This window comes from Bradyrhizobium sp. LTSP849, assembly GCF_000938255.1.
GTDB lineage: Bacteria > Pseudomonadota > Alphaproteobacteria > Rhizobiales > Xanthobacteraceae > Bradyrhizobium.
Map to the genome: position 1 here is coordinate 165,294 of NZ_JYMR01000005.1, position 14,238 is coordinate 179,531.

The following is a 14,238-nucleotide window of genomic DNA, read 5'->3' on the forward strand; positions in this document are numbered from 1 at the left end:
CGGATGATTCCCTGGGAAAAGATCGACACCGCCAAAATCCCCGGCTCCGACGAGGAACTCCGCCTGATGCGGCGCGGCAAGGAGTTCTCCATCAAGCTCGGCACCAACGAGCTGATGAACAACCGTCTGTCGGGTTCGGAAGCCGCGCTCGCAACGCTCGCGGCGAAGCAGATCGAGAAGGTCAAGAAGCCGGTCGTCCTCATCGGCGGGTTGGGCATGGGCTTCACGCTGCGTGCGGCGCTGGCCGTGCTCGGAGACAAGGCCGAGATCGTTGTGGCGGAACTGGTCCCGGCCGTGGTGGCGTGGGCACGAGGTCCGATGGCTGAAATTTTCGGCGACAGTCTCAATGACCCCCGAGTCGAGATCCGCGAGATGGATGTCGCGCAGTTGATCGAGAGACATCCGCTCAGGTTTGATGCCATCCTGCTTGATGTCGATAATGGTCCGGAAGGACTCACCCGCAAGGCCAACGACGCCTTGTACGATGCTGCGGGCTTAAGGATAGCTCACACTGCGCTGCGGCGAGGCGGCGTGCTCGCGGTCTGGTCGTCCGGGCCGCATCCGAAATTCTCACGACATCTTCGTACCGCGGGCTTCGAGGTCAACGAAGTCAATATCCGCGCCACCGGAAGAGGCGGTGGCGCGCGCCATGTGATCTGGATGGCGAGGAAGAGTTAGGCGGCGTTTCTGCGCTGCGCTCCACAGGATCGGACTTGTAGGGTGGGCAAAGCGAAGCGTGCCCACCCTTTTCATCATCGTTGCGGATGGATGGTGGGCACGGCGCGCGAAGAGCGCGCCTTTGCCCACCCTACGCGCTAGAACATCGTGTTGTTGTTCGCCGGATTGTCGGTGATCGGCTGGACCACGTCCCAGTGCTCGACGATCTTGCCGTTCTCCAGCTTGAAGATGTCGACGATCGCACTGCCTTTTGTACCGGCTTCGCGAACCGCGTGAACGTGGAGAATGACATAGTCGCCGTCCACGAAAGAGCGCTTGATCTCGCTGTGCGAGTTCGGAAATTTTTCACGGAGAAAGCCGATGAATTTACGAAAGCCGTCGGGACCATCGGGTGCGTTCGGGTTGTGCTGAACATAGCGATCGCCGACATAGGCGAGCGCTGCGTCGGCATCCTTCTGATTGAGGCCCTTTTCGTAGAAGGCAAGCACGGTCTTGCGGTTGGCCTCCTCTTGCGTGTCGCCGGCACTGGCGCTGACGTGAGCGGAGAGCACAAAAAGAGCCGAGGCGGCGATCATCGCGCCCGACCGGAAGATGAAATCCATGATTACTCCGAGAGGCCATAGCCTGCTTGTGATTGCGGAGCGTTGATATAGCGTCCGCGCCGGCCGGCCGTAAGATAGTAACGGGCAGCTCACATGGTCACCGCGAGGAAACCAGTCGCCTCGCGCTACGCCGCCTTTGCCGCCGCGCCATGCGCATGCTTGTCGATGGCGTCGATGATTTGAGGCCAGAACCGTGCTGGCAGTGCGTGGCCCATGCCGTCAATCATCAAGAGCTTTGCGCCCGGGATCGAGGCGGCCGTGTCCTTACCGCCTTCGGGCGGTACCAGTGGATCGACGGTGCCGTGGATCACGAGTGACGGTGTCTTGACGGCGTGCAGCCGTTCCTTGCGGCTGCCGGACGCGAGCACAGCGCGCATCTGGCGGCCGACGCCGGCCGGATTGAGGCCGCGCGCAAATGTGCGTTCGGCCCGGCCGGGATCGAGTGCTTCCTCTTCGGGGAAAGAGCCGGCGCGCAGCACCGTCCAGTTTCGGCAGAAGCGTGCGATGTACTCTTCCTTGCTGCGCGGCGGCGGCGCCATCAGCACCGCGACCGCTTCTCGGCTCGGCGGCGGCAGGCGGGGATTGCCCGTTGTCGACATGATCGAGGTCAGCGAACGCACGCGCTGTGGAAACGACAGGGTTACTTCCTGCGCGATCATGCCGCCCATGGACGCGCCGACGAGGTGTGCGGACTTGATGCCGAGCGCGTCCATCAGGCTGACCGTGTCTTTCGCCATGTCGATCAGCTTGTAGGTCGCCGCGACCGGGATCTTCAGAAACCGCAGCTTCAACAGCTCGAGCGGCGTTAGGCGCTTGCCGCCGGTCAGATGGCTGGACTTGCCGATATCGCGATTGTCGAAGCGGATCACGCGAAAGCCGCGCGCAGCGAGTTGCTCGCAGAACCCATCGTCCCAGTGGATCATCTGCGCCGCGAGCCCCATGATCAGCAGCAGAGGCTCGGCATTATCGTTGCCGAAGATCTCGTAGCAAATGTCGATGCCGTTGGCGCGGACAGTCTGGGGCGGCTGATGGGCGGAGGTGTTCACGGGCCCGTTCCCTCGAATTCTTTGATCTGCTGTATTGCACGGTTTTGTTCCGCGAAGAAGCCGTCTGCGCGACACCGGTTGACCGGCACCTCGCAACGGTGTGGTATGGCGGAAAAGAAGGGCACAAGCCCTCCACATTGGGAGGACGCTGATGACCGACAAGATCACTGATCCGGTCGCCTTGTGGCAGAAGATGGTTGGCGAAATGGAGAAGGGCTTCAACTCCTTTGCCACCAAAGCCATGGAGACGCCCGAATTCTCGCAGGCCGTGAACCGCGCCGGTGGCGTTGCTGCGGGTGCTCAGAAGCAGTTCGGCGATCTCATGGAGAAATACCTGCTCTCCATGAACCTGCCGAGCCGCGAGCAGATGACCGGCATCGCCGAGCGGCTGCAAGCGATGGAAGGCCAGATCGGCGAGATCAAGTCGATGCTGAGCCAGATGTCGGCCAACTCGGGCGGTGCGCAGATCGGTGCCGCGCCGCGGCCGCCGCGCACAAAACGTCCGCCCTCCGAAGGCGGAGAGCAAAAATGAACGCGCCGACGGGACTTGATTTCGCGGCCATCCCGGAGCGCATCCAGTCGGAGGTGCAGCGCGCCATCCAGCGCAGCATCAAGGGCGTCGAATATTTCTCGACCTCCGGTCCGACGCTCGGCTCGACGCCGAAGGACGTGCTGCACTCGCGCGGCACGATGAGCCTCTATCACTACCGGCCGATGTCCGACGAGATCTATCGCGTGCCGGTCCTGGTCGTGATGGCGACCACCAACCGCGGCTATATCCTCGATCTCGTGCCCGGCCAGAGCTTCATCGAGTTCCTGCTCAAGCGCGGCTACGACGTCTATATGCTCGACTGGAGCGCGCCGCGGCCGGAGGAGAAGAGCCTGCGGATGGAGGACTATGTCCTCGACTTCATCCCCGATTGCGTCCGTCGCGTGCAGCAGGATTCCGGCGAGCAGGACGTCTCCGTCATCGGCTATTGCTTCGGCGGCGTGCTGTCGCTGCTCTATGGCTCGATCTTCCCGGATGGTCCGATGAAGAATTTGATCTGCTTCACCACGCCGGTCGATTTCCGCGAGATGAAGCTGTTCTCCAACTTCTCGGACCGGCGCTATTTCGACGTCGACCGTCTGGTCGACAGCGTCGGCAACGTGCCGCCGGAAATGATCCTGTCGTCCTTCGAGATGCTGCGCCCGGCCTCGCGCACGGTGAGCCAGATCCAGCTCTGGGAGAACATCTGGAACGACGAGTTCGTGAAGTCGTACCGGATGTTCGACCGCTGGGCGACCGACACGCTGCCGCTGGCCGGCGAGTATTTCCGCACCATCACCAAGGATCTGATGTGGGACAACAAGCTCTACAACGACACCATGTCGGTCGGCGGCCGTGCGGCGAAGCTCGAGAACATCAAGGTGCCATTCCTGCACGCGGTCGCCGAGCACGATCACATCGTGCCCTATGAGGCCGCAAAGCATCTGATCACGAAGATCGGGTCTGTCGACAAGGAAGAGGTGATGCTCAAGGGCGGTCACGTCTCGCTGGTCGCCGGTGCCAACGCGGTGAAGCGGCTGTGGCCGAAACTGGATTCCTGGCTGGGGACAAGATCGACATGAGTGAACAGCGTGCCTATCCGCGTCACGTCAAGACCGAAGCCGGCGACATTGAGATCCGCCTGATGTCGCCTGCCGACGAAGCCGCGGTGCTGGTCTTCGGCAAGGGCCTGCCGACCCACGACCTGTTGTTCCTGCCGCGCAACATCAGCGAGCCAAAGGTGCTCTCCGCCTGGGTCAAGGAGATCGAGCGCGGCGCGATCACGAGCCTGCTCGCGGTGAGGGATGGCAAGGTGGTCGGCTGCGGCACGCTGGTGCGCGATCCGCATTCCTGGTCGCCCCATGTCGGCGAGATCCGCATGGTGGTCTCGCCCGACGTCCGCGGAAAGGGGGTAGGGAAGGCGCTGTCGCAGGAGACCTTTGCGCTCGCACTGGGGGCGGGCCTCGAGAAGCTCTCCGTGCAGATGACAGTCGATCAGCAGGCGGCGATCGCCCTGTTCGAGAGCCTTGGCTTCAAGGCTGAGGCGCTGCTGCGGGATCATGTCCGGGACGTCGGCGGCAAGACCCACGACATCGTCGTGCTCGGCCACAACATCGCGCAGGTCCAGGCCCAGATGGAGGCCTACGGGCTGCCAGGCGCCGTCCAGCACTAAGAGTGCCGTCCAGCATTAGAGAAGCGCCGGCCAGCATTGAAGACCTCCGGGAACTTTAATGGCTAGGGAGGCGCCATATTGCCTTCCATTAAGGCTATTCACGGCCTCGTGATATCGCAGTGCAATATGAATATTGCATCGCACAATTAACTATGCCATATAAGTCGTGCCCCGGGCCAAACAGGACGGGGTGAGCCCATAGCTCAACCCAATGAGGATGGAGAGACCCCAATGACCACCGAAACCAACACCGCTTTCGAAGGCTTCAAGGACGCGTTCAAGAACATCCAGAACCTGGAAGTTCCCGAGGCTGCTCGCGAGTTCGTCAAGAAGTCCGCCAGCACCGCCAAGGACCGCGCTGCCGAGGCTTTCGCCGGCTCCGAGCGGGTGACCGCCGCCGTCGAGAGCGCGGTGACCGAATCCGTCGCCGAGGCCGGCAAGATCAGCCGCAACATCCAGCAGGCGATCTATGAGGACGCCGAGGCATTCTTCTCGAGCATCGACAAGCTCGCGTCCGCCAAGTCGTTCAGCGAAGCCGTCGAGATCCAGTCCGGCCTGCTCCGCGCTCGCGGCGAAGCCTTCGTCTCGCGTGCCAAGGCGACCACCGACTATCTCGGCAAGCTCGCCGCCAACGGTGCGAAGTCCGCTCAGGACAACTTTGCCAAGGTCTACACCAAGACCGCCTGATCCGGCGCTTGAGTGAAAAACTGAATTTTAAGGCCCGCTTCGGCGGGCCTTGTTTTTTGCGCTGCGTCCATCATTGCGCGCGAAGCGATCCAGGGTCTTTCCGCGGAGGCGGTCTGGATTGCTTCGCTTCGCTTGCAATGACGGAGTATTGTGATGCAGTCATGACTCCACCCGCCAGCTTCTCCTTCGACACTCCCGGTGACGCCGAACGCGCGGCCGAGTTGCGCCGCGTGAAAGCGCTGGCGACGCTGGTGCTGGCTTCGACGCTCGCACTGTTCGTCGTCGCGAAGTTGCTGCTGAACGTGCACCCCGTGTTCGGCTTCATCGCCGCCTTCGCGGAAGCCGCGACCATCGGCGGGCTCGCGGATTGGTATGCCGTGGTCGCGCTGTTCAAGCGGCCGCTCGGCCTGCCGATCCCGCATACCGCGATTATCCAGAGCAACCAGGCCCGCATCGCCGACAAGCTTGGCGAATTCATCCAGGTGCACTTCCTCGAGGCAGGTCCTGTCGAGGCCAAGCTGAATGAGATCGATTTCGGCTCCTTCGTCGCCGACTGGCTGCGCGACCGCAAACGCAGCGATGATCTCGCGCGCTTTGCGCTGCGCTTATTGCCTGAGGCGTTCTCGGCGACGGAAAACTCCGGTCTGATGACTTTCATCATCCGCCGCATGTCCTCGCAGCTCCAGGCGATCGATCTTGCGCCGCTCGCCGCCGGCACGCTGCGCGGTTTCGTGGCCGAGGGGCGGCACCAGATCCTGTTCGACGATCTCCTGCGCGTGATGCACGAGACGCTGAATCAGAAGGAAACCATGGCGATGATCCGCGAGAAGGTGCGCGCGGAATTGCCGACCCTTCTCAGGCTCTACCGCGCCGACAAGTTCCTGGTGAACAAGATCGTGGCGTCTGCCACCGCCTTCTTCGATGAAGTGCGCGGCGATCCAAAACATCCGTTCCGCGGTGAGTTCGACCGCATGCTGCTGACCTTCGTCGACCGGCTCGGCTCCGACCAGGCTTACATCGATCGCATCGACGGGCTGAAGCGCGATCTCCTGGCGCGGCCCGAGCTTGCCGATCTCGCCCGCACTGTCTGGGCCAACGCGCGGTCCTTTATCGAGCGCAGCGCAAGCGGCGAGACGCAGGTGTTGCAGCATCATCTTGCCGGCATGTGCGTTGCCGCCGGCGAAGCGCTCGCCGGCGATGCCGAGCTGCGCGGCGAGATCAACAAGGGTCTGGTGACGGTGCTGCGCAGCTTCGTCGCCGACCAGAAGAGCGGCGTTTCCACCTTCATCTCCGACCAGGTGAAATCGTGGAATATGACGCAGCTGATTTCGCTGATCGAAATCAACATCGGCCGCGACCTGCAATACATCCGTTTCAACGGCTCGCTGATCGGCGGTCTCGCCGGTCTCGCGCTTTACTCCGTAGAATTCCTGCTTCGTTTGTTGTGACTTTTGCGTCACGGCCGTTAGCATTAATGCCTGGGCCTATTGTGGCCCGGTGCTCCACCGGCTTGAATATCGGGAACCGGCCGCCTAGCTGATTCATGTTGCGCTGCGGAACATTCAAGAAGCCGGCGTATTGGAATTCATGCCCATTTGCCGGCATCGCGCCCGGCACCTTCTCAGGGGAAACATTGATGACCGCTACTGCCCAGACGCTGCGTCCGCCGTCCCGTACCCTGATGTTTCTGGAGGGGCGCGCGATCCATGAGCTCGGTGCATTCCTCGGCGCGCTGCCGCTCTTGAGCCTCGCGCCGCGCGGCGATGGACACCCGGTGCTGGTGCTGCCGGGCTTGGTGGCATCCGACGCGTCCACGCGGCCGCTGCGCGCGTTCCTCACGTCCAAGGGCTATGCGGTGAGCGGCTGGCGCCAGGGCCGCAACTACGGCCTGCGTCAGGGCGTGCAGCATGCGATGGTCGATCTGGTCCGAGAGCTCAACGACACCCATGGCCGCAAGATCAGCCTCGTCGGCTGGAGCCTCGGTGGCCTCTATGCCCGCCAGCTCGCCAAGATGATGCCGGAGCGCGTCCGTCAGGTGATTACGCTTGGCAGCCCCTTTGCGGGCGATCCCCATTCGACCAATGCCTGGCGTGTCTATGAATGGGCGAGCGGGCGGAAGTCCGACGAGGTCGATCCGCAGTTCGGCGGCGAACTCGCCGTTCCACCGCCCGTCCCGACCACGGCGATCTTCAGCCGCACCGACGGCGTCTGCGCCTGGCAGGGCTGCATGGAGAAGACCGGCGCCGAGACCGAGAGCATCGAGGTCGAGAGCAGTCATTGCGGCATGGGGCATCACCCCGCCGCGGTCTATGCGGTGGCCGACCGGCTCGCCCTGAAGGAAGGCGTGTGGCAGCCTTTTGATCGCAGCGGCTGGCGCAGCCTGGTCTATCCCGATCCGCATCGGTGATTTCTTCTCCCTCTCTCCGTAAGGACGGGGCGAGGGAGATACAGCGGCGCGGCAGGCGTTGCTCCCGTCCATTGTCCCGCCCGATCAAATCGCGCTATGCCTCGCGCATGGCGCATCCGCTCTCTCGCATCATCGACCAGCTCAAGCGCGAGCCTTCGCGCACCGGCTCCATCGTCATCACCGTGTTCGGCGATGCCATCGTGCCGCGCGGCGGCTCGGTGTGGCTCGGCACGTTGCTGGAATTCTTTGAAGGCCTCGCCATCGACAGCGGCGTGGTGCGCACGGTGATGTCGCGGCTTGCGGCCGACGGCTGGCTGACGCGCGAAAAGGTCGGCCGCAACAGCTTTTATCGCCTTGCCGAAAAGGGCCGCCAGACGTTCGAGGCCGCAACGCGCCACATCTACGATCCGCCCCAGTCTGACTGGACCGGCCGCTTCGAGTTGCTCTTGATCAGCAATGGCGAGGGCCGGGACGCTTCGCGCGAGGCGCTGCGCAATGCCGGCTTCGGCAGTCCGCTGCCAGGTGTGTGGGTCGCGCCATCAGGCGTGCCGGTGCCGGAGGAAGCTGCCGGCGCCATTCGGCTTGAAGTCTCGGCCGAGGATGACAGCGGGCGCCGTTTGCTCAGCGCGAGCTGGCCGCTCGACCGCACAGCAGACGCCTATCTGAAATTCATGAAGATGTTCGAGCCGCTCCGCGCCGCGATCAGGAGGGGCACGGATTTGTCCGAAGCCGACGCCTTCACCGCACGTATCCTCCTGATCCATTACTACCGCCGCGTCGTGCTGCGCGATCCGCTGCTGCCCGAGAGCCTGCTGCCGGCGGATTGGCCGGGCAGGGCCGCCCGCGCGCTCTGCGGCGAGATCTATCGCGCGCTGCTGGCCCGGTCCGAACATTGGCTTGATAGCCATGGAACCAATGAAAAGGGGCCATTGCCGCCGGCGCTAAAGCTCCTGGAGCGGAGGTTCGGCGTCTGAACTTTATGTTACAGAAATATCTTGCAAGAATAAAATTCTGATATATATTGCCTCCCAATGAAACGGGAGGACGCGCATGTATACCCAGGCGCTCAACACGGCTGAGGCGGACGACCGCAACGTCGAGGATGCGGCGAGGGCGGCGCAATTCCAGGCGCGCATCGATGCCGAGGAGCGCATCGAGCCGAACGACTGGATGCCGGCGGCCTATCGCAAGACGCTCACCCGCCAGATCTCCCAGCACGCCCATTCCGAAATCGTCGGCATGCTGCCGGAAGGCAACTGGATCACGCGCGCGCCGAGCTTGCGACGCAAGGCGGCGCTGCTCGCCAAGGTTCAGGACGAATGCGGCCACGGGCTCTATCTCTACGCCGCCGCCGAGACGCTCGGCACCTCGCGCGAAGAGCTGGTCGATGCCATGCTCGCCGGCAAGGCCAAATACTCATCGATCTTCAACTATCCGACGCTGACCTGGGCCGACATCGGCACCATCGGCTGGCTGGTCGACGGCGCCGCGATCATGAACCAGATCCCGCTGTGCCGCTGCTCTTACGGCCCCTATGCGCGCGCGATGATCCGCGTCTGCAAGGAGGAGTCCTTCCATCAACGGCAGGGCTACGAGATCATGCTGACGCTATGCCGTGGCTCCGACGAGCAAAAGGCGATGGCGCAGGAAGCGCTGGACCGCTGGTGGTGGCCGGTACTGATGATGTTCGGTCCGCCCGATGCCGCCAGCCAGCACAGCGACGTCTCGACCAAGTGGAAGATCAAGCGCTTCTCCAATGACGAGCTGCGCCAGAAATTCGTCGATGCCACCGTGCCGCAGGCGCAATATCTCGGCCTCGCCATTCCCGATCCCGGCATGACGCAGGATGCTGACCGGCACTGGCGCTACAGCGAGATCGACTGGACCGAGTTCAAGCAGGTGCTCGCCGGCAACGGCCCCTGCAACCGCGATCGTATCGCGGCGCGCCGCAAGGCGCACGATGATGGCGCCTGGGTGCGTGAGGCGGCCGCTGCCTATGCCGCGAAGCGCGCGCATCGCCAGACCGCACAAGCCGCGGAATAAGGAGATTACGATGGCCACGCCGAACACGCCGCTGTGGGAAGTCTTCATTCGCAGCCGCAACGGGCTTGCGCACAAGCATGTCGGATCGCTGCATGCGAGCGACGCGACCATGGCCCTGCAAGCCGCCCGCGACATCTACACCCGCCGCGGCGAGGGCCTCTCGATCTGGGTCGTGCCGTCGACCGCGATCACCGCGAGTGATCCCGCCGAGAAGGGCATGATGTTCGAGCCGGCAGAGTCGAAGATCTACCGGCACCCGACGTTCTATGAGGTGCCCGAAGAAGTGGGGCACATGTGATGACCGTCGCCAACATCAATGTTTCCGAAACGCCGCTGGTGCTCTACGCGCTGCGCCGCGCTGACGATGCGCTGATCCTCGGCCATCGGCTGTCGGAATTGTGCGGGCATGCGCCGATGATGGAAGAGGACATGGCGCTCTCCAACGTCGCGCTCGACCTGATCGGCCAGGCGCGCGAGCTCTACACCTATGCCGCCAAGGTCGAGGGTAAGGATAACGACGAGGACAAGCTCGCTTACCTGCGCGATGTCCGGCAGTACCGCAACCTGCTGCTGGTCGAGCAGCCGAACGGCGATTTCGCCCAGACGCTGGTGCGCCAGTTCTTCTATTCCGCCTTCGCCGATCTCTATTGGCGCGCGATGATGAATTCTCGCGACACGACGCTTGCGGCCATTGCCGCGAAGTCCGAGAAGGAGACCGCGTATCACCTTCGTCATGTTTCGGAATGGATCATCCGCCTAGGTGACGGCACCGAAGAGAGCCACGCCCGCGCGCAAGCCGCGATCGATCACCTCTGGGCCTTCACCGGTGAGATGTTTGCCGTCGATGACGGCGAGCGTGCTCTGATCCATGCCGGTATCGCCATCGATCCGGAGACCTTACGCGGTCGCTGGATGACGACGCTCTCCGATATCGTCAGCGAGGCAACGCTGGTATTGCCACAAAGCGACTGGATGCAGCAGGGCGGTCGTTCCGGCCGGCACAGCGAGCATCTCGGCCATCTCCTGTCCGAGCTGCAGTCGATGCAGCGGACTTTTCCGGGGCAGACATGGTGACCGTGCTCGAACGTGATAGCGAGTTGCGCCAACGCGCGTGGGACGCCGCGGCGAACGTCGTCGATCCAGAGATTCCGGTGCTGACCATCGCCGATCTCGGTGTGCTCCGCGATGTCGTGCTCGACGGCGAACATGTCGAGGTTGCGATCACGCCGACCTATTCGGGCTGTCCGGCCATGAACATGATCGCGCTCGAAATCGAGCTCGCGTTGGAGCGCGCCGGCTTTCGTCAGCCGAAAGTCCGCACCGTGCTCTCGCCGGCCTGGACCACCGACTGGATGAGCGAGGAAGGCCGCCGCAAGCTGCATGCCTATGGCGTCGCGCCGCCCCAGGCCTCAAGCTCGCGCCGTGCGTTGTTCGGTGAGCAGGCGGTTGCCTGCCCGCAATGCGGTTCGAACAATACCGAGCTGCTGTCCGAATTCGGCTCGACCTCCTGCAAAGCGCTCTGGCGCTGCAAGGCCTGCCGCGAACCCTTCGATTATTTCAAGTGTCATTGACCATGTCCGCAGCCGCACCGCGCTTCCATCGCCTGGCCGTCAGCGATCTCCGCCGCGAGGCATCCGACGCCATCTCGATGACATTCGCCATTCCGCGCGAACTCGCCGACGATTATGCTTTCAACCCCGGGCAGTATCTTACGCTCCGCACCACGCTCGACGGGGAGGAAGTGCGCCGCTCCTATTCCATCTGCTCCGGTCCTGACGATGGCGAAATCCGCATTGCGGTGAAGAAGGTCGACGGCGGCGCGTTCTCGAGCTGGGCGGCGGATGACCTGAAATCCGGCGACGAGCTCGACGTGATGACGCCGACCGGACGCTTCGGCGCGGTCCCGCCGGCCGATGCTGCGCGCATCCACGTCGGCTTTGCCGCCGGCTCCGGCATCACGCCGATCCTCTCGATCGTGAAGGGCGTGCTGGCGCGCGAGCCCGAAAGCCGCTTCTTCCTGTTCTATGGCAACCGCGCGACCGACAACATCATGTTTATCGAGGCGCTCGAGGAGTTGAAGGACCGTTTCATCGACCGTCTCTCGATCTTCCACGTTATCTCGGGCGAGGAGCAGGACATCCCGATCCTGCATGGCCGGCTCGACGGCGGGAAGGTGAGGGTGCTGCTGCGCTCGCTGGTGCCGGCGGCGAGCGTCGATCATGTCTTCGTCTGCGGTCCAACGGGCATGAGCGAGGAGATCGAGGCGACCTGCCGCGACATCGGCATTGCCGAGGACCGGATTCACGTCGAACGTTTCGTCTCGGAGTTCGGTGGCAAGCCGCGGCCGAAGAAGGTCGTTGCTCCCGATGCGCCGCCAAAGGCGATTGCGTCCCTGATCATTGACGGCAAGCGCCGCGACGTGCCGGTCGCCGAGGACGAAGCGATCCTCGATGCCGCACTACGCGCCGGCGTCGACCTACCCTTCGCCTGCAAGGGCGGCATGTGCTCGACCTGCCGCGCAAAACTGGTGGAGGGCGAGGCGCCGATGGACATTAACTACTCGCTGGAGCCATGGGAGCTGAAGGCGGGCTTTGTGCTGACCTGCCAGGCCAAGCCGTCCTCCGCGCGGGTCGTGGTCGACTACGACCACGTTTGACACGTCTCGCCAACCGGCAGAACATCTTGAGTAGACATTCAACCCGGAGGAACGCGTGAACGTCAAAGCCGCCTTGTCGCCCCAAGACGTCGCCCGCGCCTGCGCCGATGCGATGTGGACGGAGGACGACGCCTCAAAAGGCCTCGGCATGGAGATCGTCGAGATCGGTCCGGGCTTTGCGACGCTGGCGATGAATGTGCGACCGGACATGGTCAACGGCCAGCGCATCGCCCACGGCGGCTTCATCTTCACGCTCGCCGATTCGGCTTTCGCCTTCGCCTGCAATTCGCACAATGATCGTGTGGTGGCAGCGCAAGGTCAGATCACCTTCATCAAGCCCGGCAAGCTCGGTGATCGCCTTGTTGCAAAAGCGCGGGAGGTTACGCGTAGTGGACGCTCCGGCATCTATGACGTGCGCGTTACCGCCGGTGACACTGTCATCGCCGAATTCCGTGGGCATTCACGCGTCATTCCCGGGACGTGGCTGCCAACGCAAGACCAATAAACAGAAGAACAAATCAATGTGGGGAAACGAGGATGGCTTTGACCAGGCTCAAGGAAGGCGGCCACACCTATAAGGCCGAGCTGGACGCGCATGAGCGCGCGTCACGCGAGGAGATCATGGTGCTCCAGACCCAGCGCCTCGCTTGGTCGCTGAAGCACGCCTACGACAACGTCGCGCACTACCGCAAGGCCTTCGACAAGGCCGGAGTGCATCCGTCCGACTTTCGCGAGCTGTCGGATCTCGCGAAATTTCCGTTCACCGTGAAGACGGATTTGCGCGACAATTATCCCTTCAATATGTTCGCCGTGCCGCGCGAAAAATTGGTGCGCGTGCATGCCTCTTCGGGCACGACGGGAAAGCCGATCGTGGTCGGCTACACCCAACGCGACATCGACACCTGGTCAGAGGTGGTGGCGCGCTCGATCCGCGCCGCCGGTGGCCGCACCGGCATGATCATCCACAACGCCTATGGCTATGGCCTCTTCACCGGCGGCCTCGGCGTGCATTATGGCGCCGAGAAACTCGGCTGCACCGTGGTGCCTATCTCCGGCGGCATGACCGAGCGGCAGGTCCAGCTCATCAATGATTTCCGACCCGACATCATCACGGTGACGCCGAGCTACATGCTGGCGATCCTCGACGAGTTCAAGCGCCAGAAACTCGACCCGCGTCAATGCTCGCTCAAGGTCGGCATCTTTGGTGCCGAGCCCTGGACCAATGCGATGCGCGGCGAGATCGAGGATGCGTTCGACATGGACGCGACCGACATCTACGGCCTCTCTGAAGTGATCGGTCCCGGCGTCGCGCAGGAATGCATCGAGACCAAGGACGGCCTGCACATCTGGGAGGACCACTTTTATCCCGAAGTGATCGATCCCCAGACCGGTGCGGTGCTGCCGGATGGCGAGAAGGGCGAGCTGGTCTTCACCTCGCTGACCAAGGAAGCCTTTCCGGTGATCCGCTATCGCACCCGCGACCTGACGCGGCTGCTGCCGGGCACGGCGCGACCGGGCATGCGGCGCATGGAGAAGGTGACGGGGCGCTCCGACGACATGATTATTCTGCGCGGCGTCAATTTGTTTCCGACCCAGATCGAGGAAGTCCTGCTCGCGACCGACTGGTGCGGCGGGCACTTCGTCATGGAGCTCACCCGCGAAGGCCGCATGGACGAGCTGACCATCATCGCGGAGGCACGACCGGAGAGCTGGGATGGTCGCGGGCTCGTCGACCATGCCGACCGTATCTCGACCCATATCAAGAACACCATCGGGATCAGCTCCAATGTGCGGGTGGTTGCACCCGCCACGCTGGAGCGCTCGCTCGGCAAGGCCAAGCGGCTCTACGACAAGCGGCCGAAGGATTGACTTGACCACCCGTAGGGGCGACAAGGCCCGCGAGAAATCGTGGGTCTTT

The 14,238-nt window shown here is 63.2% G+C and carries 17 protein-coding genes; 15 read left to right on the forward strand and 2 right to left on the reverse strand.

Annotated elements, in window-relative coordinates; translation table 11 throughout:
- Nucleotides 1-3: 3 nt before the first annotated feature.
- Nucleotides 4-678 carry a spermidine synthase gene (locus UB31_RS05205; RefSeq protein WP_045008957.1) on the forward strand — a complete coding sequence of 225 codons (675 nt, stop codon included), beginning with the start codon at nucleotides 4-6 and terminating at the stop codon, nucleotides 676-678.
- A 137-nt stretch (nucleotides 679-815) separates the two neighbouring features.
- Here the strand turns inward: UB31_RS05205 and UB31_RS05210 are convergent, their stop codons facing one another.
- Entirely contained in the window at nucleotides 816-1,280 is a 465-nt protein-coding gene (locus UB31_RS05210) for a nuclear transport factor 2 family protein (RefSeq protein ID WP_045010060.1), read from the reverse strand.
- Nucleotides 1,281-1,405: 125 nt separating this feature from the next.
- Nucleotides 1,406-2,326, reverse strand: a complete 921-nt coding sequence (locus tag UB31_RS05215) for an alpha/beta fold hydrolase (protein ID WP_045010061.1) — start codon at nucleotides 2,324-2,326, stop codon at nucleotides 1,406-1,408.
- A 151-nt stretch (nucleotides 2,327-2,477) separates the two neighbouring features.
- On the opposite strand from UB31_RS05215, the gene UB31_RS05220 reads away from it, so the two are divergent.
- The 14 genes from UB31_RS05220 to paaK all read left to right on the forward strand — a co-directional run bounded on the left by UB31_RS05220 (nucleotide 2,478) and on the right by paaK (nucleotide 14,189).
- Complete coding sequence (locus UB31_RS05220; protein WP_045008960.1) at nucleotides 2,478-2,858, forward strand: hypothetical protein; 381 nt, start codon at nucleotides 2,478-2,480, stop codon at nucleotides 2,856-2,858.
- Nucleotides 2,855-3,937, forward strand: coding sequence for an alpha/beta fold hydrolase (locus tag UB31_RS05225; protein ID WP_045008961.1), 1,083 nt, complete (start codon nucleotides 2,855-2,857; stop codon nucleotides 3,935-3,937). Before UB31_RS05220 ends, UB31_RS05225 begins: the two co-directional genes overlap by 4 nt.
- A complete protein-coding gene (locus UB31_RS05230; RefSeq protein WP_045010062.1) occupies nucleotides 3,934-4,527 on the forward strand; it encodes a GNAT family N-acetyltransferase in 594 nt (197 codons plus the stop codon). The genes UB31_RS05225 and UB31_RS05230 overlap by 4 nt, the downstream gene beginning before the upstream one ends.
- Nucleotides 4,528-4,758: 231 nt before the next feature.
- A complete protein-coding gene (locus tag UB31_RS05235; RefSeq protein WP_045008963.1) occupies nucleotides 4,759-5,214 on the forward strand; it encodes a phasin in 456 nt (151 codons plus the stop codon).
- Between the two features lie 161 nt (nucleotides 5,215-5,375).
- Nucleotides 5,376-6,662, forward strand: coding sequence for a DUF445 domain-containing protein (locus tag UB31_RS05240; protein WP_045010063.1), 1,287 nt, complete (start codon nucleotides 5,376-5,378; stop codon nucleotides 6,660-6,662).
- 188 nt (nucleotides 6,663-6,850) lie between these two features.
- Nucleotides 6,851-7,621, forward strand: a complete 771-nt coding sequence (locus UB31_RS05245; RefSeq protein ID WP_045010187.1) for an esterase/lipase family protein — start codon at nucleotides 6,851-6,853, stop codon at nucleotides 7,619-7,621.
- Between the two features lie 107 nt (nucleotides 7,622-7,728).
- Nucleotides 7,729-8,595, forward strand: a complete 867-nt coding sequence (gene paaX, locus UB31_RS05250; protein ID WP_045010188.1) for a phenylacetic acid degradation operon negative regulatory protein PaaX — start codon at nucleotides 7,729-7,731, stop codon at nucleotides 8,593-8,595.
- Between the two features lie 76 nt (nucleotides 8,596-8,671).
- Nucleotides 8,672-9,664: a 1,2-phenylacetyl-CoA epoxidase subunit PaaA gene (gene paaA / locus UB31_RS05255; RefSeq protein ID WP_045010064.1), complete on the forward strand. Its 993-nt coding sequence runs from the start codon at nucleotides 8,672-8,674 to the stop codon at nucleotides 9,662-9,664.
- A 10-nt stretch (nucleotides 9,665-9,674) separates the two neighbouring features.
- Nucleotides 9,675-9,962, forward strand: coding sequence for a 1,2-phenylacetyl-CoA epoxidase subunit PaaB (gene paaB / locus UB31_RS05260; protein ID WP_008136594.1), 288 nt, complete (start codon nucleotides 9,675-9,677; stop codon nucleotides 9,960-9,962).
- Complete coding sequence (paaC, locus tag UB31_RS05265) at nucleotides 9,962-10,738, forward strand: 1,2-phenylacetyl-CoA epoxidase subunit PaaC (protein WP_045010065.1); 777 nt, start codon at nucleotides 9,962-9,964, stop codon at nucleotides 10,736-10,738. The genes paaB and paaC overlap by 1 nt, the downstream gene beginning before the upstream one ends.
- Nucleotides 10,732-11,235 carry a 1,2-phenylacetyl-CoA epoxidase subunit PaaD gene (paaD, locus tag UB31_RS05270; protein ID WP_045010066.1) on the forward strand — a complete coding sequence of 168 codons (504 nt, stop codon included), beginning with the start codon at nucleotides 10,732-10,734 and terminating at the stop codon, nucleotides 11,233-11,235. The genes paaC and paaD overlap by 7 nt, the downstream gene beginning before the upstream one ends.
- A 2-nt stretch (nucleotides 11,236-11,237) precedes the next feature.
- Nucleotides 11,238-12,320 carry a 1,2-phenylacetyl-CoA epoxidase subunit PaaE gene (gene paaE, locus UB31_RS05275; protein ID WP_045010067.1) on the forward strand — a complete coding sequence of 361 codons (1,083 nt, stop codon included), beginning with the start codon at nucleotides 11,238-11,240 and terminating at the stop codon, nucleotides 12,318-12,320.
- A 55-nt stretch (nucleotides 12,321-12,375) separates the two neighbouring features.
- Entirely contained in the window at nucleotides 12,376-12,825 is a 450-nt protein-coding gene (gene paaI, locus UB31_RS05280; RefSeq protein ID WP_045010068.1) for a hydroxyphenylacetyl-CoA thioesterase PaaI, read from the forward strand.
- A gap of 32 nt (nucleotides 12,826-12,857) precedes the next feature.
- Nucleotides 12,858-14,189 (forward strand): phenylacetate--CoA ligase PaaK, encoded by a 1,332-nt coding sequence (paaK, locus tag UB31_RS05285; protein ID WP_045010069.1) that lies wholly within the window; start codon nucleotides 12,858-12,860, stop codon nucleotides 14,187-14,189.
- Nucleotides 14,190-14,238 lie beyond the last annotated feature (49 nt).